The 21549-nt window shown below is 66.2% G+C and carries 14 protein-coding genes; 3 read left to right on the plus strand and 11 right to left on the minus strand.

Annotation, left to right across the window (positions count from 1 at the left end; translation table 11 throughout):
• Positions 1-61 precede the first annotated feature (61 nt).
• The 6 genes from F1609_RS13010 to F1609_RS13035 all read right to left on the minus strand — a co-directional run bounded on the left by F1609_RS13010 (position 62) and on the right by F1609_RS13035 (position 10126).
• Complete coding sequence (locus F1609_RS13010) at positions 62-4945, minus strand: two-component regulator propeller domain-containing protein (RefSeq protein WP_370661624.1); 4884 nt, start codon at positions 4943-4945, stop codon at positions 62-64.
• A 41-nt stretch (positions 4946-4986) separates the two neighbouring features.
• A complete protein-coding gene (locus F1609_RS13015; RefSeq protein WP_167076856.1) occupies positions 4987-5709 on the minus strand; it encodes a response regulator in 723 nt (240 codons plus the stop codon).
• Between the two features lie 37 nt (positions 5710-5746).
• Positions 5747-6916 (minus strand): patatin-like phospholipase family protein, encoded by a 1170-nt coding sequence (locus tag F1609_RS13020; protein ID WP_166873846.1) that lies wholly within the window; start codon positions 6914-6916, stop codon positions 5747-5749.
• Positions 6917-6998: 82 nt separating this feature from the next.
• Positions 6999-8774 carry a gamma-glutamyltransferase gene (ggt, locus tag F1609_RS13025; RefSeq protein WP_167076857.1) on the minus strand — a complete coding sequence of 592 codons (1776 nt, stop codon included), beginning with the start codon at positions 8772-8774 and terminating at the stop codon, positions 6999-7001.
• 75 nt (positions 8775-8849) lie between these two features.
• Positions 8850-9608 (minus strand): 3-hydroxyacyl-CoA dehydrogenase, encoded by a 759-nt coding sequence (locus tag F1609_RS13030; protein WP_167076858.1) that lies wholly within the window; start codon positions 9606-9608, stop codon positions 8850-8852.
• A 98-nt stretch (positions 9609-9706) separates the two neighbouring features.
• A complete protein-coding gene (locus tag F1609_RS13035) occupies positions 9707-10126 on the minus strand; it encodes a hypothetical protein (protein WP_167076859.1) in 420 nt (139 codons plus the stop codon).
• Between the two features lie 316 nt (positions 10127-10442).
• Here F1609_RS13035 and F1609_RS13040 point away from each other — a divergent pair, with 316 nt between their 5' ends.
• The 3 genes from F1609_RS13040 (at position 10443) to F1609_RS13050 (ending at position 13410) form a co-directional block, all read left to right on the plus strand.
• Positions 10443-11432 (plus strand): SEL1-like repeat protein, encoded by a 990-nt coding sequence (locus F1609_RS13040; RefSeq protein WP_167076860.1) that lies wholly within the window; start codon positions 10443-10445, stop codon positions 11430-11432.
• 113 nt (positions 11433-11545) lie between these two features.
• Positions 11546-12097 (plus strand): hypothetical protein, encoded by a 552-nt coding sequence (locus F1609_RS13045; protein ID WP_167076861.1) that lies wholly within the window; start codon positions 11546-11548, stop codon positions 12095-12097.
• Between the two features lie 14 nt (positions 12098-12111).
• Positions 12112-13410, plus strand: coding sequence for an acetyl-CoA hydrolase/transferase family protein (locus F1609_RS13050; RefSeq protein WP_167076862.1), 1299 nt, complete (start codon positions 12112-12114; stop codon positions 13408-13410).
• Between the two features lie 37 nt (positions 13411-13447).
• Here the strand turns inward: F1609_RS13050 and F1609_RS13055 are convergent, their stop codons facing one another.
• From F1609_RS13055 to F1609_RS13075, 5 genes are all read right to left on the minus strand, one after another.
• Positions 13448-15859 carry a hypothetical protein gene (locus F1609_RS13055; RefSeq protein ID WP_167076863.1) on the minus strand — a complete coding sequence of 804 codons (2412 nt, stop codon included), beginning with the start codon at positions 15857-15859 and terminating at the stop codon, positions 13448-13450.
• 122 nt (positions 15860-15981) lie between these two features.
• Complete coding sequence (locus F1609_RS34565; protein WP_229421862.1) at positions 15982-16710, minus strand: PEP-CTERM sorting domain-containing protein; 729 nt, start codon at positions 16708-16710, stop codon at positions 15982-15984.
• 32 nt (positions 16711-16742) lie between these two features.
• Entirely contained in the window at positions 16743-17492 is a 750-nt protein-coding gene (locus F1609_RS13065) for a hypothetical protein (protein WP_167076864.1), read from the minus strand.
• Positions 17493-17727: 235 nt separating this feature from the next.
• Positions 17728-19086: a hypothetical protein gene (locus tag F1609_RS13070; RefSeq protein ID WP_167076865.1), complete on the minus strand. Its 1359-nt coding sequence runs from the start codon at positions 19084-19086 to the stop codon at positions 17728-17730.
• Between the two features lie 117 nt (positions 19087-19203).
• Positions 19204-21348 carry a sodium-translocating pyrophosphatase gene (locus F1609_RS13075; protein WP_229421863.1) on the minus strand — a complete coding sequence of 715 codons (2145 nt, stop codon included), beginning with the start codon at positions 21346-21348 and terminating at the stop codon, positions 19204-19206.
• Between the last annotated feature and the right edge of the window lie 201 nt (positions 21349-21549).

Here is a 21549-nt window from a genome sequence, read left to right on the forward strand (position 1 = left end):
TGTCCCGATCGCTTATACGCCAATATTACAGCATATGCATGGCGGGTCATCGCCTGGCAGCTCACGCATTGTCGTACGCCGACAGCAGTTCGCGCAGGCGCGGCATGGCCGCGGCGATGGCGTCCCAGCGGCGCGCGTCGGCCGCTTCTTCCATCTCGCCCGACAATTGGTGCAGTTCGGTCGCTTCCAGGTACGACGAGCTGCCCTTGAAGCCATGCAGCAGGCGCCCCGCCGTTTCGGCATCGTGCTTGACGATGGCTTCTTCAAGCTCGGCGCGGCGGCCCGGCAGGTCGCTGGCAAAGGCGGCCCGCATGCGCGCCTTCAGGTCGCTGGCGCGCCGTCCGGCATTGTGCGCCGCCGGCCCCGCCAGCGGCGCCGGCCCGGTATCGACGCCGAACATGGCGTCCAGTTCCGAGGTGCTGGGCGGGCGTTCCACGCGCGGCTGCGGCATCGGCGCCAGGCTGATGCCGCGCTGGAGCTGGCGTTCGATGGCGCGGCTCAGGTGATGATGCAGGGCCGCTTCGTCGATCGGCTTGGTCAGGAAATCGTCCATGCCGCAAGCGAGGTAGCGGCTGCGGTCTTCCTCGCTGGCGTTGGCGGTCAGGGCCACGATCATCAGTTCCTGGTCGCGCACCGGCGCGTCGGGCGGGCCGCCGGCGCGGATCAGGCGCGTGGCCGACGCCCCGTCCATCTCGGGCATGCGCCCGTCCATCAGGATCAGGTCGTAGCGCGTGCGCGCGCAGGCCGCCACCGCCAGCAGGCCATTGTCGGCGATGTCGACCTTGTGCCCCAGGTCTTCCAGCATCATGCGGATGATAATCTGGTTGGTCGGGAAGTCTTCCGCGCACAGCACCTTCAGGCGGTGGCTGTGCGGCTCGCGCGGCACGTGCGGCACCATCGGCGGGGCCACGCCGTCGGCCAGCGGCAGCAGGACGCTGAAGGTGCTGCCCACGCCTTCCTTGCTGTCGACGCTGATCGAGCCGCCCATCAGGTCGACCAGCTGGCGGCAGATCGCCAGTCCCAGACCGGTGCCGCCGTAGCGGCGCGTGGTGGTGCTGTCGGCCTGCTCGAACTTCTGGAACAGCCGTTCCAGCGCGTCTTGGGCGATGCCGATCCCGGTATCGCTGACCGAAAAACGGATCACGTTCACGCCGGGCGCGCTGCCCTCGCCCGGGGCCACCCGTTCGACCGCAAGGCGCACCGCGCCGTTGTTGGTGAACTTGAAGGCGTTGCCGACCAGGTTGACCAGCACCTGGCGCAGGCGGGTCGGGTCGCCCACCACGAAGCGCGGCAGGTCCTCGGCCAGCGCCACGTTAAATCCCACGCTCTGCGCGGCGGCCTGCTCCTCGAACAGGCTGACCACGTTTTCGACGGCGGCGGTGAGCGCGAAGTCGATGTTCTCGATGGTCAGTTTGCCGGCCTCGATCTTGGAAAAGTCGAGCAGGTCGTTGATGATGGTGAGCAGCGACTGGGCATTGGCCTGTCCGCGCAGGATCTGCTCGCGCGTGTTTTCCTGCAGCTGGCCGTCGCGCAGCGCAAACCCCAGCATGCCGATCACGCCGGCCAGCGGGGTGCGCATCTCGTGGCTCATATTGGCCAAAAATTCCGACTTCTGGCGCGTGGCGTCTTCGGCCTTCTGCTTGGCCAGGCGCAGGCGCTCGTCGTTTTCCTTGAGCGCCTCGTTGGCCTGCGCCAGTTCGACGGTGTTCAGGCGCACCTGGCGCTCCTGCTCGACCAGGCGCGCCTGGGTTTCTTCCAGCTCGCGGTAGGCGCGCGCGTTATCGAGCGCCACCGCCGCGTGCGCGGCCAGTGTTTTCAGCATGTCCAGGTGCACGCGGTGGTACGCGTTCACTTCCACGCTCTGCACGCACAGCACGCCCATCATGCGTTCCTTGACGATCAGGGGCACGTACATCATCGCCACCGGCAGCGAGCGCGGGCTGCCGTCGACCCGCAGCGGCGGGACCGGCACCGCGCTCTGCTCGGCGTCCAGGTAGCGCACGTATTCGACATCGAGGTTGTTGATGAACACTTCGCGCCGGTGCTTCAGGCACCACACCGCGAACTGGTGCGGGTCGTCCAGCGGGCGCGTATAGAACTGGCTGCGCACGCCCTGGTCCATCGCGAACGGGAACTCGATCACGCCGGCGTCCTCGCGATAAAAGCCGATGCCGAAGATGCGCGCATCCATCAGGTGGTGTACGTGGCGGTACACGGTGCCCATGATGGTTTCCATGTCGAGCGTGGCGGTCAGCTCGCGCCCGATTTCCGACAGCACCGAGATGTTGCGGTGCGCCAGTTCCACGTTCTCTTTCTGGCGTTCGACTTCTTCCTTCTGGCGCTCGGCGTCGAAGCGGCGCTGCTCGGCCTCGGCGCGCTGGTTGTCGGCGTCCAGCCGCTGCGCTTCAAGCTCGCGCTTCTGGCGTTCCAGCAGGCGGTTCTGCTGCTCGACTTCGACCGTGCGCGCGCCGACCTGGGTTTCCAGCAGATCCTTCTGGCGCTGCAGTCCCGACAGGCGCGCGCGGTAGGCCCAGTAGGCGCTGCCCAGCACCAGCAGCGCCGACAGGGTGCGGAACCACCAGGTCTTCCACAGCGGCGGCAGGATCGTGATGACCATGCTGGCGCTGTCGTCGCTCCACACGCCATCCTTGTTGGCGGCGCGCACGCGGAAGGTGTAGGTGCCCGGATCGAGGTTGGTGTAGGTGGCGAAGCGGCGCGTGGCGTCGGTGTTGACCCAGTTCTGGTCGAAGCCCTCGAGCCGGTACGAAAACAGGTTGCGCTGCGGCGCGGCGTAATGCAGGGCCGAGAATTCGAGCGAAAACACCGAATCGGCCGCGCCCAGGGTGACCGCGCGGGTCGTCTCGATCGGCCCCTTGAACAGGCCGGGACGCGCCAGCGCGGCCGGCTTGTTGAAGATCTGAAAACCCGTGATGACCGCGCGCGGGGCGATCAGGTTGTCGCTGATGGACCTGGGGTTGAAGGCGGTGACGCCATTGAAACCGCCGAAATACATGGTGCCGTCCGGCGCGCGCAGGGCCGAGCCGTCGAAATAGGCGCCTTCGATGGTGCCGTCGCCGGCGCTGTAATTGCGGAAGGTGCCGGTCGCCGGATCGAAGCGCGAGATGCCGGTGTTGGTGCTGACCCAGAGCTTGCCCTCCTCGTCCTCCAGAATGGCGGCAATCGCGTCGTCGGCCAGGCCGTCGGCCACCGTATAGCGGCGGAAGGTGACCGCGCCGCCGGCGCCGATGCTCATCTTGTTCAAGCCGGCCGCCGTGCCGACCCACAGCGCGCCCTTTTTATCTTCGTGCAGATAGTGCACTTCGTCGTGACTGAGGCTGGCCGGGTTGGCCGGGTCGTGGCGGAAGTGGCGGAATTTGCCTGTGGCGCGATCGAGCATGTCGAGGCCGTCGAAGGTGCCGATCCAGAGCTGGCCGCGGCGGTCTTCCAGCAGCGGGCGCACCACGTTGTCGGCCAGGCTGGAACTGTCGGCCGCGTCGTGGCGGTAGGTGACGACGGCGCGCGTGGTCGGGTCGAGCCGGTGCAGGCCGCCGCGCGAGGCGATCCACATGATGCCGGCGCGGTCGGACAGCATGCCGCGGATATGGTTGCGGTCCGGGTCGCCCTCGGCGAACGACTGGCGCGTGAAGTCGCCGCTGGCCGGATCGAACCGCGCCACCCCCGAATGGCTGCCGATCCACAGCATGCCCTCCTTGTCATGCGCCAGCGCGCTGGCCGGAATGCCGGCCAGGCTGTTCGGATTATCCGGATCGTGCCGGTACAGGCGCGCCTGGCCGCTCTCGGGGTCGAGCCGGTTCAAGCCGCTGTTCGCGCCCAGCCACAGGTCGCCCCCGGGCGCGGCGGCGATCGCACGCACCTTGTTGTCGGACAGGGTATCGGGAATTTCGGCATGCCGCGCAATGCGCGCGAAGCCGCCGCTGTTCAAGTCGACCCGGCTCACGCCGGCGTACCAGGTGCCGACCCAGAAGGTGCCGACGCGGTCGCGATACATGGCCGAAATCTGGTTGTCGGCCACGCTGTACTTGTCGCCCGGCAGATGGCGGTAGTTGGCAAAGCGGCGCGTGTCCGGGCGCCAGCGATACAGCCCGTCGGTATGGCTGCCGACCCACAGGTTGCGGTCCTGGTCCTGGTACAGGGTGGTGATGTAGCCCGAACGCAGGCCGTCCGGCGCGCCCAGGCGGCGGCGCTGCGCGGCGGGACTGCCGATCTTCCAGCTTTCCAGGCCACCCAGGCTGCCGATCCACAGGGTCTGGTCGGCGTCGACCAGCAAGGCCTGCACCATATTGTTCTTGTGGTCCAGGCCAGGAGCCGGATGATGTTCGAAAGCGCGTGCGCCGGGCGCCAGGCTGTCCACCCCGGACGAAGTGCCGACCCACACGCGCCCGCCCTTGTCGAGCGCCAGCGCGTTGACCTGGTCGTCGGCCAGGCTGCCCTCGTCGCCCGGCACGTGGTGCCACACCTTGAAGCGGCCGCTGACCATGTCGAGATGCTGCAGGCCGTCGCTGGTGCCCACCCACAGGCCCTGGCGGCCGTCGCCGGCGATGGCGCGCACGTGGCGGTTGCCGTTGCCGCGCTTGAGCGCTTCGTCCGGCGCGTAATGAATGAAGGTCTGGGTGACCGGGTCGAAGCGGTCAAGCCCGCCGTCGGTGCCGATCCACAGGCGCCCGTCCTGGTCCACGTGCAGCACGCGCACCCAGTTGTTGACCAGGCTGCGCGGGTCGCCGACCACATTGCGCCAGGTGGTGACGCGGTAGCCGTCGAAGCGCGACAGGCCGGCCTGGCTGCCGAACCACATGAAGCCGTCGGCGTCCTGCGCCACCGCCAGCACCGATTCCTGGGCCAGGCCCTGCTCCACGCTCAGGTGCTCGAAGCGCAAGGTGCGCGCGGGCGCGGCCTGGCTGCCCGCGAACGGCAGGCAGCACAGCACCAGAAGCAGCGCGCACAGCGCGCGCAGGCGGCGGATCGGGTTCAGGCAAGCGCTCCTTCGTCGGGCATGCCGGCGCGCAGGCGACTCAACTGGCGGCGCACCGATTCGCTCACTTCGCCCAGCACCATGGCCACGGTGCGGACGTCGGGCAGGCCGCGGCGCGCGGTATCGAGCTGCGAGGCCACGTGCCACAGGCCGAGCGTCATGCAGCCGGTGTGCACCGAGTCGATGCGCAGTCGGGCGTCGGCGCCCTCCCCGGCCTCCAGCAGCGCCACGATGGCGGGCCGTCCGGCCAGCAACTGCTCGCCAAACGCGGCCAGGTAGGCGGCCAGCCGGTCCGGCCCGATGTTCAGGCGGCGCATGGTGGTGGCCGGGTCTTCGGCCAGCTTGTCGAGCGTGATGCGGAAGATCTTTTCGAGATGCGCGCGCGCTTCGGCCGCATGCAGGGGTTTGAGGATGTAGCCGACCGCGCCCAGGGTCACCGCCTGCAGCACGGTGTCGCGGTCCGACGCCGACGACACCAGCACGAACGGCACCTGGGCCAGCGCCGCCTCGGCCTTCATGCGCTCCAACAAGGCGATGCCGGACATGCGCGGCATGCGCACATCGCAAAACACGATCACCGGATGCAGGCCCGCTGCCAGCAGGTCCCAGGCGGCGGCGCCGTCTTCGGCTTCGACCAGGTCAAAAATGCCGTACACCGACAGCAGGTCCATCAGCGCGATGCGCGAGACGACGTCGTCGTCGACAATCAGTGCTTTCATCAGGTTCTCCATGGCGGTGGGCCGCATCAGACAAGGCTCAGGAGCCAAAAAAGGCCAGTACATCGGCGCGGCGCGCGTGCGTGTCGCGCTGGCCGAGCTGGATCAGTTCACAGGTGTAGCTCGATTCGAACAGCAGGTACGAGGCCAGCGCCGAGCCGCGCGCTTCGGTCGCGCCGATCCCCGAGAGCATGGTGCGGATCGGCGCCGGCAGGCTGGCCGTGTGGCGGCTGGCGATCACGTCGAGCCGTTCGGACGGCGCGATCACCAGCAGCTCCACCGGTTTCAAGGGCATCTTGCTGCGGTACTCCTCGGGCAGCAGCGACAGGGTCAGGTTGATCCGGTTCAGGCGCTCGATGTCGACCGCCAGGCTGTCGAGAAAAATCGAGGACATGGCATGGCCGGCGATCTGCGCCAGGCTCGGATAGCGCGCCTGGCCGGGCGTGTCGCGGGTCGGCTCGGTCAGGCGCCCGGCGCCCACCACCAGCACTTTCGACGCCCCCAGGTGAATCGCCGGCGAGATCGGCGCGAGCTGGCGCATCGAGCCGTCGCCGCAAAACTCGCGGTGGCTGCCCAGGTACAGCGGCACCGCCGGGAAAATGAAGGGGATCGCCGACGAAGCCAGCAAATGCTCGACCCCGATCTGGTCCTGCAGGGCGATGCGCTGCATGCGCACCCACGGCGCAATGTCGGCGGCGGTCTGGTAAAAGGTGATGTGATTGCCGGCGGTGTAGGACGAGGCGGTCACCGCCAGCGCGTGCAGCAGGCCGTCGGACATGGCCGCGTCGAGCCGCGGCAGGTCGAGCATGCGGTGCAACAGCCCCACCAGCGGGGTGTTGTCGAGCAGCGAGGCCGGCGGCGCGGCGCGCCATTTGCGCAGCAGCCAGCCGAACGAGAGCAGCGAAAGCCAGCGCGCGCCGGAACGCAGCACGCCCAGCGAATCGGCGCGGTAGACCTGTTCGACGCGGAAGTTCTCCCACACGTCGAGCAGCTTTTGCACGCCCTCGCCGAAGTTATCGGCGCGGCAGGCCAGCGCCACGGCGTTGATCGCGCCGGCCGAGGTGCCGCAGATGATATCGAAGGGATTGCGCGCGGGGCGCCAGCCGGCTTCCCACAAGATTTGCGAGATCGCCTGCAGCACCCCCACCTGATAGGCGGCGCGCGCGCCACCGCCGGTGAGGATCAAGCCCGTTTTTGGTTCCGTTTCCATCCGCCAAGCGTATCAGGGTCTGAACGCCTTGCGGGAGAAACTTAATCAGCTGTCCACTTTTTACAATAGCTTGACTTTCGCCTCAGTCGCCCTTGGCCACGCCTTCGCGGCGCGGATCGGCCCCGCCAAACCACCACGGCTCGCCATGGATCAGGATGCGCTGCACGCCGTGCAGGCCGGACGTCATCTCGTAGCTGCGCAGGGTGTGGCCGCGCGCCTTGAGTTCCTCCTGCAGCGCCGGGGAAAAACGCCCGGTTTCGAGTTCGGTCGGGCCGTTGCGGCTGCCGAAGTTGGGCAGGCTGATGGCCTGCTGCACGTTCAGGCCCCAGTCGAGCGTGCCGACCAGGGTCTTGGCCACGTAGTTGATGATGGCCGGCCCGCCGGGCGAACCGATGGCCAGCACCAGTTTGCCGCTCTGGCGGTCGAACACCACCGTCGGCGACATGGCGCTGCGCGGGCGTTTACCGGCCTGTACGCGGTTGGCCACCGGGCCGGCGGCGTCGACCGAGTCGAAGGAAAAATCGGTGAGCTGGTTGTTCAGGATGAAGCCGCCCACCATCTGGCGCGAGCCGAACGCGTCTTCCACCGTGGTCGTCATCGACAAGCCGGCGCCTTTGCCGTCAACCACCACGAAGTGCGAGGTCGATGGCGTTTCGATAGCGTTGTCCATGCCCCACGCTACTTCCATGCCGGGCGGCGTGCCGGCTTTGGCCGTGCCCATCGATTTGTCGCCGATCAGGGCGGCGCGCTGGCGCAGGTAGGTCTTGTCGATCAGGCTCGGAATGCCGCGTCCCGGCAGCGGCACGAAGTCGGTATCGGCCGCGTAGCGGTTTCGGTCGGCGTAGGCCAGGCGGCCCGCTTCGGTAAACAAATGCACCGCCTCGGCGCCAAGGACGCCCTCCACCGGCGCATAGGCGCGCATGTCCTTCGTCTCGAGCATGCCGAGCATCTGCGCCACGGCAATCCCGCCCGACGAGGGCGGCGGCATGCCGCACACCGTGTAGGCGCGGTAGTCGCTGCATACCGGCACGCGCACCTTGGGCTGGTAGCCGCCGATATCTTGCGCCGTCAACAGGCCCGGATTGGTCGGATGGCCCGCCACCTTGGCCGCGATGTCCCTGGCGATGTGGCCCTTGTAGAAGGCGTCGGCGCCGCCAGCGGCGATTTCGCGCAGGGTGGCGGCCAGCGCCGGGTTGCGCAGCAGGTGGCCGATCGGCCACGGCTTGCCATCCTTGTCATAGAAATAGGCGGCGGCCACCGGGTCCTTGCGCAGGTGCTGGTCGAACATCAGCATGCCGTTCAGGCGGGCGCTGACCGGGAACCCCTTGTCGGCCATGGCGATTGCCGGCGCGAACAGGGCCTTCCAGGGCAGCTTGCCGTGCTGGCGGTGCGCCAGTTCGAGCATGCGCAGCACGCCCGGCGCGCCCACCGAGCGCCCGCCCACCACGCCGGTCGCGCGCGAGACAGGCGTACCGTCCTTGTTCTGGAACAGGTGCTCGTCGGCGGCGGCCGGCGCGGTTTCGCGGCCATCAAAAGCTTGCACGTTCTTGCCGTCGTAATGCATCAAAAAGGCGCCGCCGCCGATGCCGGACGATTGCGGCTCGACCAGGGTCAGCATCAGCTGGGTGGCAATCGCCGCGTCGATGGCGCTGCCGCCACGGCGCAAAATCTGGTAGCCGGCGTCCACGGCCAGCGGATTGGCGGCGGCGACCATGAATTTTTTCGCGGCCCAGCCGGATTTATCGGCGTAGCCGGTGTGGATTTCGGGGGCGTCGGCCGGGCGCACGGCGGCGTCCTGGGCGAACACGGGGGCGCTGAAAACGAGCAGCGCGAAAGGAAGGCACTTCAACCTGAGCATGGATTCTCCAATGAGAAACGCGCGACTCCTGGACTGGAGCCGCGCGTCCGATCCCGCTATCGTACAGTAATTAAATTACTTCGGTTGCATGCGGATCGCGCCGTCAAGACGGATGGTTTCGCCATTGAGCATGGTGTTTTCGATGATCGCCTTTGCCAGGTGCGCGTATTCGGCGGGGCGGCCGAGACGCTGCGGGAACGGAACCATGTTGCCCAGCGCCCCGCGCACTTCTTCCGGCATCCCCATCAGCATCGGGGTTTCGAAAATGCCGGGGGCGATGGTCATCACGCGCACGCCGCTGCGGGCCAGGTCGCGCGCCATCGGCAAGGTCATGCCGGCCACCGCCGCCTTGGACGAGCCGTAGGCCGCCTGGCCGATCTGGCCGTCGAAGGCCGCCACCGACGCGGTATTGATGATGATGCCGCGCTCGCCCGAATCGAGCGCGTCGGTCTTGCCCATGGCGTCAGCCGCCAGGCGCGCCATATTAAAGGTGCCGACCAGGTTGATGTTGACGGTGCGCTGGAATACTTCCAGCGGATGCGGGCCGTCCTTGCCCACGGTCTTGACCGCAGGCGCGACGCCGGCGCAGTTGACCAGGCCGCGCAGGGTGCCCATGGCAACAGCGGCGGCGACGACGGCCTGGCCGTCGGCCTCAAGCGTGACATCGCACTTGACGAACTTGCCCTTCAGTTCAGCGGCCAGCGCTTCGCCCGCCTCGACCTGCACATCGGCCAGCACCACTTTGCCGCCGGCTTCGGTGATCATGCGCGCCGTCGCCGCGCCCAGGCCCGATGCGCCGCCCGTGATGATGAATACATTGTCCTGAATTTGCATGGTGTCCTCTTTCTCTTATCGGTTCTTTTGACGTTTACGTAAACGTCAATTAACCGGATTGTAGCGAACTTTCCACGCAAAACACCAGTCGCGCCGCATTAAAAACACTGAACGATGCCGCCATTGTTGGTGCACGAGCGCCCTTGCGGGCCGATCACGCTGTTGCCGGCCGCGCCGTTGTAACGGGTGCCGTTGACGTCGGTGCAGCCGCCGGCGTCGCAGCGGCTGATGACTGCGGGCGGCGGTGAAATGGACGATGGCGCCACCGTGGACGGCCCCGGCTGCGGGCTCACCGGCACCGCTGGCGGCGTGGCCAGGCGCGGACCGTAAGCAGGCATGCCATCGACGATCTGCTGCACGGCGCGGCGCCTGGGCGGCGGTTTCTTGGGTGGCGCGGGCCTGGCCTGGCCGTTGTCGGTTCGTACCTCGGGCGCGGCCGGCGTAACATCCTTCTGCGCCACCGCTTCGCCGGCGGCCAGGGACGCCGCCAGCAGCACGGCAATTTTCAGCATGATCATGATGTCACCTCGCATGAGGTTGATTGATGCAGCCAGCCTACCATTTTTAACAGGAATATGCCGCCAGCGGCACGTGCCGATCTGGACCAAATAGAATCATTTATTTACATACAAACAAGGTTAATTGTTGACCAAAAGAAAGGCAGGACCGATACTTCCCAGCCCATTTGCGCATTTACCGTTCAACGCCACTCATGCAGACCATGTCAGACATCCTCAGCGCCAGCCGGCGCGACGCTTCCCTCGACCAGCAGGTAGCGGCCAGGCGTGACCCGAAGTGGCGCGGCCAGGTACTGTTCGCGGCGCCGGCCACGCCATGACCATCCATTACAGCCCGCTGAAATGCACGGGCTGCGCGCAGGAGTTTGCGTTTCCGACGATTGCGCGCTCGTATACCGATTTACCGGAGGCGGGCGGGAGCGGCGGCGCACATTTCAGCGAGATGCTGCTGCTGCCAGTGTGGTGCCATGCATGTGAAGGCGCATCATGGGGCGAGCGCATTCCGGGCGCGCGCGAGTTCGATACGGCCGCCGGCCTGCGGCGCATGCCGGGCCGCATCGCCTGCGAGGGCATCGTGGACGACCTGCTGGAGATCGAGGAAGCCGATTTTCGCTGGCTGTACGAACACCTGTCGCGTCGCAAGGCACCGCCCAGGTGCGTGGTGTGCGCCAGCACCCGCTTTACGCCGATCGACTTCGGGCGGCGCGACACGTCCGTCGTGCACGAGGCATGCTGGGGCAGTCCGATCGAGTTTCGCGGTTTTTCGATCGGCGGCGGTGGACTGCATATTGGAGCGCGCTCCTACGCACGTCTGTTCCATGACGCCGAGGGTGATGTCGCGTGGGCAGCACTGTGCAGGCAAGCGCTTTCCACGGGCCGGCTCAACGCCGTGCTGCACGCCACGCGCCAGGATCGCGATCATGCCACGCTCACTGGCGCCATCCATCTGATCATCCAGCCGGCCACCGACGCAGCCCTGGCCGTGCTGGCGCCACTGGTTGCGGCGAACAGCCCAGCCGCACTCGGCGTGCTGGGCGCGCTGCATTACCTGGGCGAAGGCGTGACGCACAGCGGGCTTGAAGCGGCTGCCTTGCTGGAAAAAGCCAAAGCGCTCGGCGACGCCTGCGCGGCGCACAACCTGGCGTCACTGTACGCCACCGGTGCGCCAGGCGTCGCCAAGGACATCGCGCACGCACGCCAGCTGTTCGGCGAGGCGCGCGCCATGGGCGGCCAGTACGAGCGCGACGACTTCTATGCGCAGGACGACTTTGCCGTGGCGAACAACACGTTTTATCACCCAATCTGATTCAGGCGCCATGACCATGCATTCCGATCCAGGCAGCGCCAGCGAGCCTGATGCTTTCCTCGATAGCGCACAGGCGCATGCCGAGGGCAGCGCGGCGCTGCGCCGGATGCTCGATGACGGCGCAACGCTGCTGGTGCCATGGCATCGCCATGACGCTGATGGACGAGACCCGCAAGCAGCTGCCCGCGCACGAGCCCTGGCCGTTTGATGCCGTCGCGGCGCTGGCCACGCGCTACGATGAACAGGCGCTGGTGCTGTTCGAGCGCTTTTTCGAGAACGGCGCCGGCATGTTGCGCGATGCCCACGTCCGCCTTGACGCCATCCTGTGCTGCAAGCTGGCGAACCGTTACCTGGCACTCGACCCGCTTGATGCGCGCATCGCGGTGCTGCACGAGAAGGGCCTGGCGGCGATCCCGTTCGGGGAGCAGCACGAAGGCCTGCTGCAATACCATCTCGACGCCGCCGACAGCGCCGGCATCGTCGACGCGGCGCAGCGCCTGTGGGACTTTGCGGGCAGCCATCCCTCGCTTGACCACGGTCCGGCCGGCTGCATCGGGCGCGTGGCCGACGCCCTGCGCGCGCTCGGCCGCGACGACGAGGCCGGGCGCTGGCGCGCGCCTGGAGTAAGCGCTTGGTCAGTTTCCTGCGGTACTATTCACGCATAAAAAAGGAGACAAGCATGCAAACCCCGCACCAGCTTTACCAGCAAAAGCTCACCACGCCCCTTGATGCCCTGCGCCTCGTGCGCGACGGCGACATGATCGTCGTGCCGACCGGCGTGGGCGAACCGCCCGCCCTGCTGACCGCCTTATCGGACCAGCGCCAGCAATTTTCGGACGTGAAAGTGGCGCAGATCCTGGCCATGCGCAAATTCGGCTACTTCGACCAGGACACCGCCCACCACGTGCGCCACGCCTCGCTGTTTTTCGGCGGCGCCTCGCGCGCCTCCGGCCAGGGCGGCTGGTGCGACTTCATCCCGAACTATTTTTCCGAGCTGCCCGGCCTGTTCGAGCAGGGCCTCACGCCCGCCGACGTGGTCTTCGCCATGGCCTCGCCGATGAACGAACATGGCTTCTTTTCACTGAGCCTGGCGGTCGACTACACCATGGCGGCGATTGCCAAAGCGCGCGCGATCGTCCTCGAAGTCAATCCCAACGTGCCGTTCGCGCACGGCCAGTGCCACGTGCATGTGTCGCAGGTGACGGCGCTGGTCGAAAGCAGTGATCCGATCCTGGAAGTGGGTTTGCCGAAGATCGGCGCGGTGCAGGAAGCGATCGGCAAGTACGTGGCCGACATGATCGACGACGGCTCGACCCTGCAGATCGGCTACGGCGGCATTCCGGACGCGGTGGTGATGCAGCTGACCTCCAAGCACGACCTGGGCATCCACACGGAGATGATCGGCGACGGCATCCTGACCCTGATCGAATCGGGTGCGGTCACCAACCGCAAGAAGACCTTCATGCCGGGCAAGATGGTGGCGACCTTCGCGCTGGGCTCGCACAAGCTGTATAAATTCCTGCATCACAATCCGATGATCGAGATGCATCCGTCGAACTTTACCAACGACCCGTACCTGGCGGCGCAAAACGACAGCTTGATGACGATCAACGCGACCTTGCAGATCGACCTGCTGGGCCAGTGCGGCTCGGAGAGCATCGCCCACCTGCCCTATTCCGGCACCGGCGGCCAGGTCGACTTTGTGCGGGCGGGGAACCGTTCGCGCGGCGGCAAGTCGTTCATCGTGCTGCCTTCGACGGCCAAGGACAACACGATTTCGCGCATCGTGTCCACGCTCACGCCGGGCACGCACGCCACCACCAGCAAGAACGACATCAATTACGTGGTGACCGAATACGGCGTGGCGCAGTTGCGCGGCAAGTCGGCCAAGCAGCGCGCGCAGGCGCTGATCGCGATCGCCCATCCGGACTTCCGCGCGTCGCTGCGCGCGGAAGCGAACCGGATGTGCGTGCTGTAGCAAGGAAGGCGCAGCGCACCCGCTGCGCCGATGCTGCTTACGGCGTGACGACCTTGACCACGCCGTTAATCACGCTGACGTAGACGGTGCCCTGCGCATCGACTGCCAGCCCGTACATCCACGGCAGGGGCAAGGCGAAACTGCCGAAGGTGGCCGGCCAGCGATAGCCGATCTTTGGATCGCCCGTAAACACCGAGGTCTTGCCATCCGGCGCGATGCGCCTGATATACCCGGTGTCCCGGCTTGCAAGATAGAGGTTGCCTGCCTGGTCGACGGTCAACAGCGTACCGTTGGCGAAACCAATGCTGTCGGTGAAGGTGCTCACCCCACCGCCTGGCGTCATCTTCAGCACGACGCCATTATCCGCGTCGGCGATAAACAGATTGCCGGCGCGGTCGGTCGCCAGCGCTGTTGCGCTCAGGGGGCGGCGATTACGGCCCAAGCCGCCCGGGTACACAGTCTCCGACGTCAGCAGCGTGCTGACCGCACCGGCCCCGCTAATCTTGCGGATGGTCGTGCGCGGCGTCTTGGAGGGACACGCCGACGGCGCGCCCAGGCACACTGCCCCGTCACTGACTGCCGTGAGGTACACATTACCCAGCCCGTCAGCGGCCAGCGCCTGGAAGAACAGGCGCGGCGGGCTGCCATCGCTTAACATGCCATCGTTGAAGTCGAGTGGCACCGCGATGGTGCTCACACTGCCATCTGGCGCGACCTTGCGCAGCGCATCGGTTTCATCGACTTTGTCGGTGGAGGCGGCGTCGATCACATACAGGCTGCCATCGGGACCAACCGTCACGCCGATCGGGCGAATGAAACCTGCGCCGGTGCCGCGGCCATCCCTGCGGCTGAGCGCCGGCGAACCGGCCGCCGTGCCGACAACGCCCGATGGCGAGATCTTGCGAATCACGCGGTTGAATGCATCGGCCACGTAGACATTGCCGGCGGCGTCAGTGGCCAGCCCGCGATTGCCGTGGAAGCGGGCGCTCATGCCTGGACCGTCGGTATAACCGCTGGTGCGCAGCACGGCGGACGTGCCCGACACGGTGGACACCGTGCCGTCCGTACCGATCTTGCGGATCGCATTGTTGTCGCGGTCGGCCACGTAGATATTCCCGCCCGCATCCACATTCACGTCGAGCGGCAGGTTGAAGGCGGCGCTGCCGGCGGGACCGTCGGCGTAGGCCTTGCGTCCGGCAAGGCCGGCGATGGTGCTTACCCGGCCATCGGCGCTCATCTTGCGGATGATGTGGTTCATGCTATCGGCAATGATCAGATTGCCGCTGCGGTCGAATGCAAGCGCATTGATGATCTTGGAAAAGCGTGCGCTCGCGCCGGCGCCATCGGCCGAGCCGATCGTGCGAACCTCTCCGGCCAGGGTGGTGACGACACCAGCCTGTGTCACTTTACGCAGCGCCGAGCCGTCGCTGACGACCACGTTGCCCTGGGCATCGACGGCGATCGCGCCCAGATTGTTAAAGCCGGCGCCGCTGCCGACGCCGTCGCGCGGGACAGCGTACAGACCGGAGCCGGCCAGGGTAGTGACCGTACCGTTGCTGTCGATGCGCCGCACCTTGCCATTACCCGAATCGGCCACATACGCGTTCCCCTTGTCGTCGAGCGCCAGGGCGGACAGCGTGGAGAAGCGCGCCGTGGCGGCACTGCCATCGACATCGCCCGAGATCCCCTCGTCGCCCACCGTCAGGGTCGGCACGCCAGCGGGATTGAAGCGCACCATGGCGTTGTGGCACAGTACGTAGACATTGCCGGCCTGGTCGGCCTGCATATCCTGGTTGTCGCAGTAGGATGGGAGCTTGATGTCGCTGCGCTGGCCGCCGCTGCCGATCTTGAACAACGTGCTGTGGCGCCCGACGTACAAGTTACCTGCGCTGTCCACGGCGACACCGGTCGGTTGCTGGATCGACGCAACGACGCCGAAATCGTCCTTCTCGCCGGTAACGCCCACGAACGGAAGAATGCCGCTGCCCTTCACCGTCAGCATCGCCGCGGCGCTCTCGGTCGCGCCGCCGGCATGGCGCGCACGCACGCTGTAGACGCTGCCATTGTTGGACACTCCGGCTGACGCCACGGTGTAGCTGGCGTCGGTGGCGCCGCCGATTTCCACGCCATTGCGCAGCCATTGGTAGCTGATGGCGCCGCTGCCGGAAGCGGCGCCGCTGAAGGTGGCCGACTGACCAGGCAGCACCACCACATTGGCCGGCTGCGCCGTGATCAGCGGACCCGGCGATGTTTCAGGTGTCGGCGTCGGGGTCGGGGTCGGGGTCGGGGCCGGGGCCGGGGTTGGAGTCGGGGTCGGGGCCGGCGTCGTGCCCGGCGCCGGGGTCGGCGTGGCGTTGTTGGTGCCGCCGCCGCCGCCGCAGGCGCTGATGCCCAGCAGTGCGATCAGGGCGGCCAGCGCCACCGGGCGGCGTGCGGACGGTACATTCATATTTGCAAACATTATTGGCTTAGTTAACTAATGAGCCACAATTATACAATTGCAAATGGACAATCTTTGAAAATTGTTACGGCGCACGCTGCGGCTACGTGCGTGCATCCCGTCAGCGCGGCTCAGGCAGACCGGCGGCGACGGCGGGCCAGGCCGATGACCGCCATGCCGGCCAGCAGCATGCCATAGGTTTCCGGCTCCGGCACGGCCGAGGTGTAAATGGTCAGGGTCGGGTTGAGCACTTGCATGGTCGCCAGGGGGTACACTTCCCGGCCCGGCGGGCCATCCGGATGGCCGGGCAGATAGTAGGGATAGGAATTCACGGTCACCATCGTCCACGTCGACAAGTTGAACGTGCCCGTCACCGACAGCGGCTCACTTGCCAGCACAAACGGCAGCTTGCCGTCAACCATGCTGTAATCGGCGTGCATGGCGCTGACCGTGCCGCCTTCCGGCCTGTAGGCCTCAAACTGCAGCTTCATCGCGTTCTTGGTAGTGCCTTCGCCGGGCAGGCCACCCGGCGTGGTGATCTCGCCGAGCCCGCCGAACATGGTGCCGGACACCGACAACCCCGTCATCCGGTAGCCGGGACGCAAGGTGATGGTATACATGCCGTTGTAGCCGTTGCCGTTCTCGCCCAAGGTGGTGGAGGTCTTGGCCATTTCCGCGGCATCGGTCATGCTGATCCGGGTAACGCCGTTGGCGTCCGACGCGATGACATCGGTATTGTAGGCCCATCTGCTGTCGATCGAAAAATGGGACGCGTCGAGCGTGGTCGGCCCTTCGGCGTGGACGGGAGCGCTGGCAAGCGCGAGTGCGAACAATGCCGCATGGGGGAGGTAAGAATTCATCAGCTTCTTTCAGTGGGTGCTGCGTTGATGTATTAACAAGATAGATCATACTGACAATCTTGTAAATTATCTATCTTTTTACGCATTGCGACCGATCCCAGCACACCGAGCCCGGCCAGCAGCATGCTCCACGCCTTCGATTCCGGCACGGCCGTGGTGTAGATGGTAAACACCGGGTTGACGACGCGCAGGCTGGCGAAGGAATCGATGCCGGCCGGATGCTCTGGCGTGGTGGTCGGGTAGGCCGACACCAGGACCATGCCTTGCAGCGACAGGTTGAAATCGGTGGTCAGGGATAATTCTCCGCTCGCCATCGTGAGCGGGATGGCGCCGTCGAGCATGTCGACGCGCTGGGCATGCTCGCCATAAAAGATCCCGTACGGACGCGAACCGGCGCTCAATTCGATGTAGCCGGAATTGTAGGCGAAGCCGTCGCCGGGTGTGCCGTCCGTGTTGGGCGGCACGTAGAGCACACCTTCAAAGGTGCCGGAGAACGAAAATCCGGTGACCCGGTAGCCGGCGTTCACGGTCACTTCGAACAGGCCGCCATAGAAATTGCCATCCAGGTAGCGCGCGGTGTCGGCGCTCAGGCTGGCGCTCGCGGTATTGAGGCCGACGCGGGTTACGCCGTTGCTGTCCGACAGCAGCGTGTCGGGCGCATCGCCCCACTGGTTCACTATCGAAAAGGCAGCGGTATCGATGCGCACAGGCGTTTGCGCAGGGGCGGAAGCGGCGCTCAGAGCGAGCGCCGCAATAAGGAGCAGCCGTGTCGTCGAGTTCATCGTTCATCCTTGTGGTCACTGTGGAAAGCGGCCAGGCATCGGCCGGGATGCGTCGTCCCGGCGGAAAGGAGTACGTGTGCGTCAAGGACGACGAACAGAAATAGTACGTTGAGCTTGCAAAATAACCATCATGGCGGCGATGATTTTTTGCAAGCGTGGCGCTAAAACGCCAGCTTTGCACCGCCAAGACAGCGTGGCCGTCCAGTCGGGCGACCGGACGGCCACCCTGCCCGCTTTACGGCAAGACCAGCTTGAGTACGCGGCCGTTGCCGCTCACGTACAGCGCGCCGGCGTCCGTCGCCAGGCCGGCCGGCTGGGTGATCCAGGCGGCGCTCTTGAAGCGGGCGTCGCTGCCGTTCGGATCGGCCGCCACCGTCACCTTGCCGTCCGGGGCGATCTTGCCGATGGCGTGCATCGGCCAGGTGCTCTGGCGGCCGCTGAACGGCTCGGTGGCGAAGTACAGGTTACCGCCGGCATCGACTGTGATGGCCTTGATGAAGGCCTGGTCGGTGCCCATCAGGGTGGTCCTGACGCCGGACGCATCGACCTTCTGGATGCCTTTGTCGTTGACCACAAACAGGTTGCCGTTCTTGTCGACGGCCATGTCGAGCACGCCGCCCATCACGGACGGACCCAGGCTTTCCAGCATGGTGGTCACCGATCCATCCCTGGCGAACCTGCGCACGATGGCGCGCTTGAAACAGGAGCTGCACTCCGGCTCGCCGGGACGCGCCACTTCGCTGGCCACGTACACATTACCGGCGCCATCGGCCGCAATGGCGGTAACGACCGGCGGCACGATCACGCCGCTACTCAAGGCCGGGTCGCCGGGCGTGGCGCCGGTGGGGATCGCACTGATCACATTGTCGGCCGCAATCTTGAAGGCGTAAATGGAGGGCGACTCGCTGATGCCGTCGGTGACATAGGTCACGCCGTTGAGGCCGGCGACGATATCGCGCGGGAACTGCAGCGCCGGGGTGGTCTTCGGTCCGGCGATGGGGGTGCTGACCACGCCCGCAGGGGTGATCTTGCGCACCGACTTGCTCTGTGTATCGACCAGCAACAGGTTGCCGGCGCCGTCGTTGGCGATCGCGCCGGCGGAGAGGAAGTAGGCTTGCTTGCCGACGCCATCAAGCTGGGCGCGGCCCGGGACGATGGCGCCGCCGGCCAGCACGCGCGCGCCGACGCCGTCGACCTGCAGGGCCACGGCGTCGCTGGTGACGGTGGCGGCGTCGTTACGCACGACAACGCTGAGCACGTCGCCGCTGTCGGCCAGGGTGACTGGCGTGGTGGTGTAGGTGGCGCCGGTGGCGCCCGCAATCTCGACGCCGTTGCGCCACCATTGGTACTTCAGCGTGCCGGAGCCGCTGGCCGCCACCGAGAAAATGGCAGGCTGGCCGGCCGCCACCGATTGCGTCTTCGGCTGGACAGTGATCGCCGCCGCCGTCGCCGGCAGTGGCGACACCACCGGATCGGGCTGCTTGACCGGTGTCGTGCTGTCGTCGTCGCCGCCGCAGGCGGTGAGCCCGGCCAGGCACAGCAAGCCACTGGCAAGGGCGCCGCCGCGGATGAAACGGGTTGTCAGATTCTTCATCGCATCGTTCCTTCAACATTAGAAATATTGGTAAAGAATGAACGTTACGATGTTTACAAATTTGAAACCAGTAATCAATTGTCACAGAAAGATTACATGTGGACACATGCCAAACGTTCAGCGCGCGGGCGCCGCCAGCAGCGTGGCCGGCGTGGCCTGGACTACCGGACCCGGCTCCACCGTATTGACGGGCGGATGGGCCGGCGGCACGGTCACCGCGATCCAGCCGGTCACCGGCAGCAGCGGCACCAGCAGCAGCGCGACGATGTTAATAATCTTGATCAAGGGATTGACGGCCGGGCCGGCGGTGTCCTTGTACGGGTCGCCCACGGTGTCGCCGGTCACGGCCGCCTTGTGCGCTTCCGAGCCCTTGCCGCCGAAGTGGCCGTCTTCGATGTATTTCTTGGCGTTGTCCCAGGCGCCGCCGCCGGTGGTCATGGAAATGGCCACAAACAGGCCGGTGACGATGGTGCCCATCAGCAGCCCGCCCAGCGCGGCTGGCCCGAGCAGCATGCCGACCACCACCGGCACCACCACCGGCAGCAAGGACGGCAGGATCATTTCGCGGATCGCCGAGGCGGTCAGCATGTCGACCGCCTTGTCGTACTCCGGCTTGCCGGTGCCATCCATGATGCCCTTGATGTCGCGGAACTGGCGCCGCACCTCGACCACCACGGCGCCGGCGGCGCGCCCTACCGCTTCCATCGCCATGGCCCCGAACAGGTAGGGAATCAGGCCGCCGATGAACAGGCCGACGATCACCATCGGGTTCGACAGGTCGAACGAGACCTGCTTGCCGACCGACTCCAAGGCGTGGGTGTAGTCGGCGAACAGCACCAGCGCGGCCAGCCCGGCCGAACCGATGGCGTAGCCCTTGGTGACGGCCTTGGTGGTGTTGCCGACCGCGTCCAGCGGGTCGGTAATGGCGCGCACCGATTCGGGCATGCCCGACATTTCGGCAATGCCGCCGGCGTTATCGGTAATCGGCCCGTAGGCGTCGAGCGCGACGATGATGCCGGCCATCGACAGCATCGAGGTGGCGGCGATCGCAATGCCGTACAGCTGCGCCATCTGGTACGAGGCCAGGATGGCGGCGCACACGGCCAGCACCGGGTAGGCGGTCGACTTCATGGACACGCCGAGGCCGGCGATGATGTTGGTGCCGTGGCCGGTGGTGGAAGCTTCTGCGATGTGCTTGACCGGCTTGAAGTCGGTGCCGGTGTAGTACTCGGTGATGTAGACCATCAGCCCGGTGAGGACGATGCCGACCAGCGCGCAGCCCATCATCTTCATGCGCATGGTATCGTCGCCCCAGACCATCCAGGTCACCCCGGCGAAGCCGATCAGCGACAGGCCGGCGGCCCACCACAGGCCGGTGTACAGGGCCGACATGATTTTCTTGCCCGGCCTGGCCTTGACCAGCGAGCAGCCGACGATCGAACCGATGATCGACACTGCCCCCAGCAGCAGCGGATAGATCACCGCTTCGCCGCCCGGGGTGGCCATCATCAGCGCGCCCAGCAGCATGGTGGCGATCAGGGTGACGACATAGGTTTCGAACAGGTCGGCGGCCATGCCGGCGCAATCGCCGACGTTGTCGCCGACGTTATCGGCGATCACGGCCGGGTTGCGCGGATCGTCCTCGGGAATCCCGGCTTCGACCTTGCCGACCAGGTCGGCGCCGACGTCGGCGCCCTTGGTGAAGATGCCGCCGCCCAGGCGCGCGAAAATGGAAATGAGCGAGGCGCCGAAGGCCAGCCCGATGAGCGGCTTGATGACGTCATGCTGGGTGGCGCTGCCGCCGGCCGCCTGGGCGGTGAGCATCCAGTAGAACAGGGTCACGCCGAGCAGGCCCAGGCCGACCACCAGCATGCCGGTGATCGCCCCGCCCTTGAAGGCGACGTCGAGCGCTTCGTTCATGCCTTTTGTGGCGGCCTGCGCGGTGCGCACATTGGCGCGCACCGAGACGTTCATGCCGATGAAGCCGCAGGCGCCGGAGAGCACGGCGCCGATCAGGAAGCCGATTGCGGTGTTCAGGTCGAGCAGCACGCCGATGGCGATCAGCAGAACGACGCCGACCATGGCGATGGTGCGGTACTGGCGCCCGAGGTAGGCGGCGGCGCCTTCCTGGATGGCCAGGGCGATGGCCTGCATGCGGGCATTGCCCGGGTCCTGGCGCAGGATCCAGCTGCGCGTGACCAATCCGTAAACCACGGCAATGACGCCGCACACAACTGCAAAGACAAGAAATTTTGCTGCCATATCGTCCCCTCGCTTTTTTATCAAGTAACACAACAACACATTCGAAAGACCGCTCCAACCACATGTGTGAAAGAGATGGGCCAACCTCACTGCGTACTGCAAAACCTTGAATCTAAAAAAATCCGGGAACGCCGGCCGCAGAGCGCGGCCAAGGCAGGACAAACGTTTGATGCTTTCGACGGCCGCAGGGCGCAGCCATCA

The organism is Massilia aquatica, assembly GCF_011682045.1.
Taxonomy (GTDB): Bacteria; Pseudomonadota; Gammaproteobacteria; order Burkholderiales; family Burkholderiaceae_D; genus Telluria_A; species Telluria_A aquatica.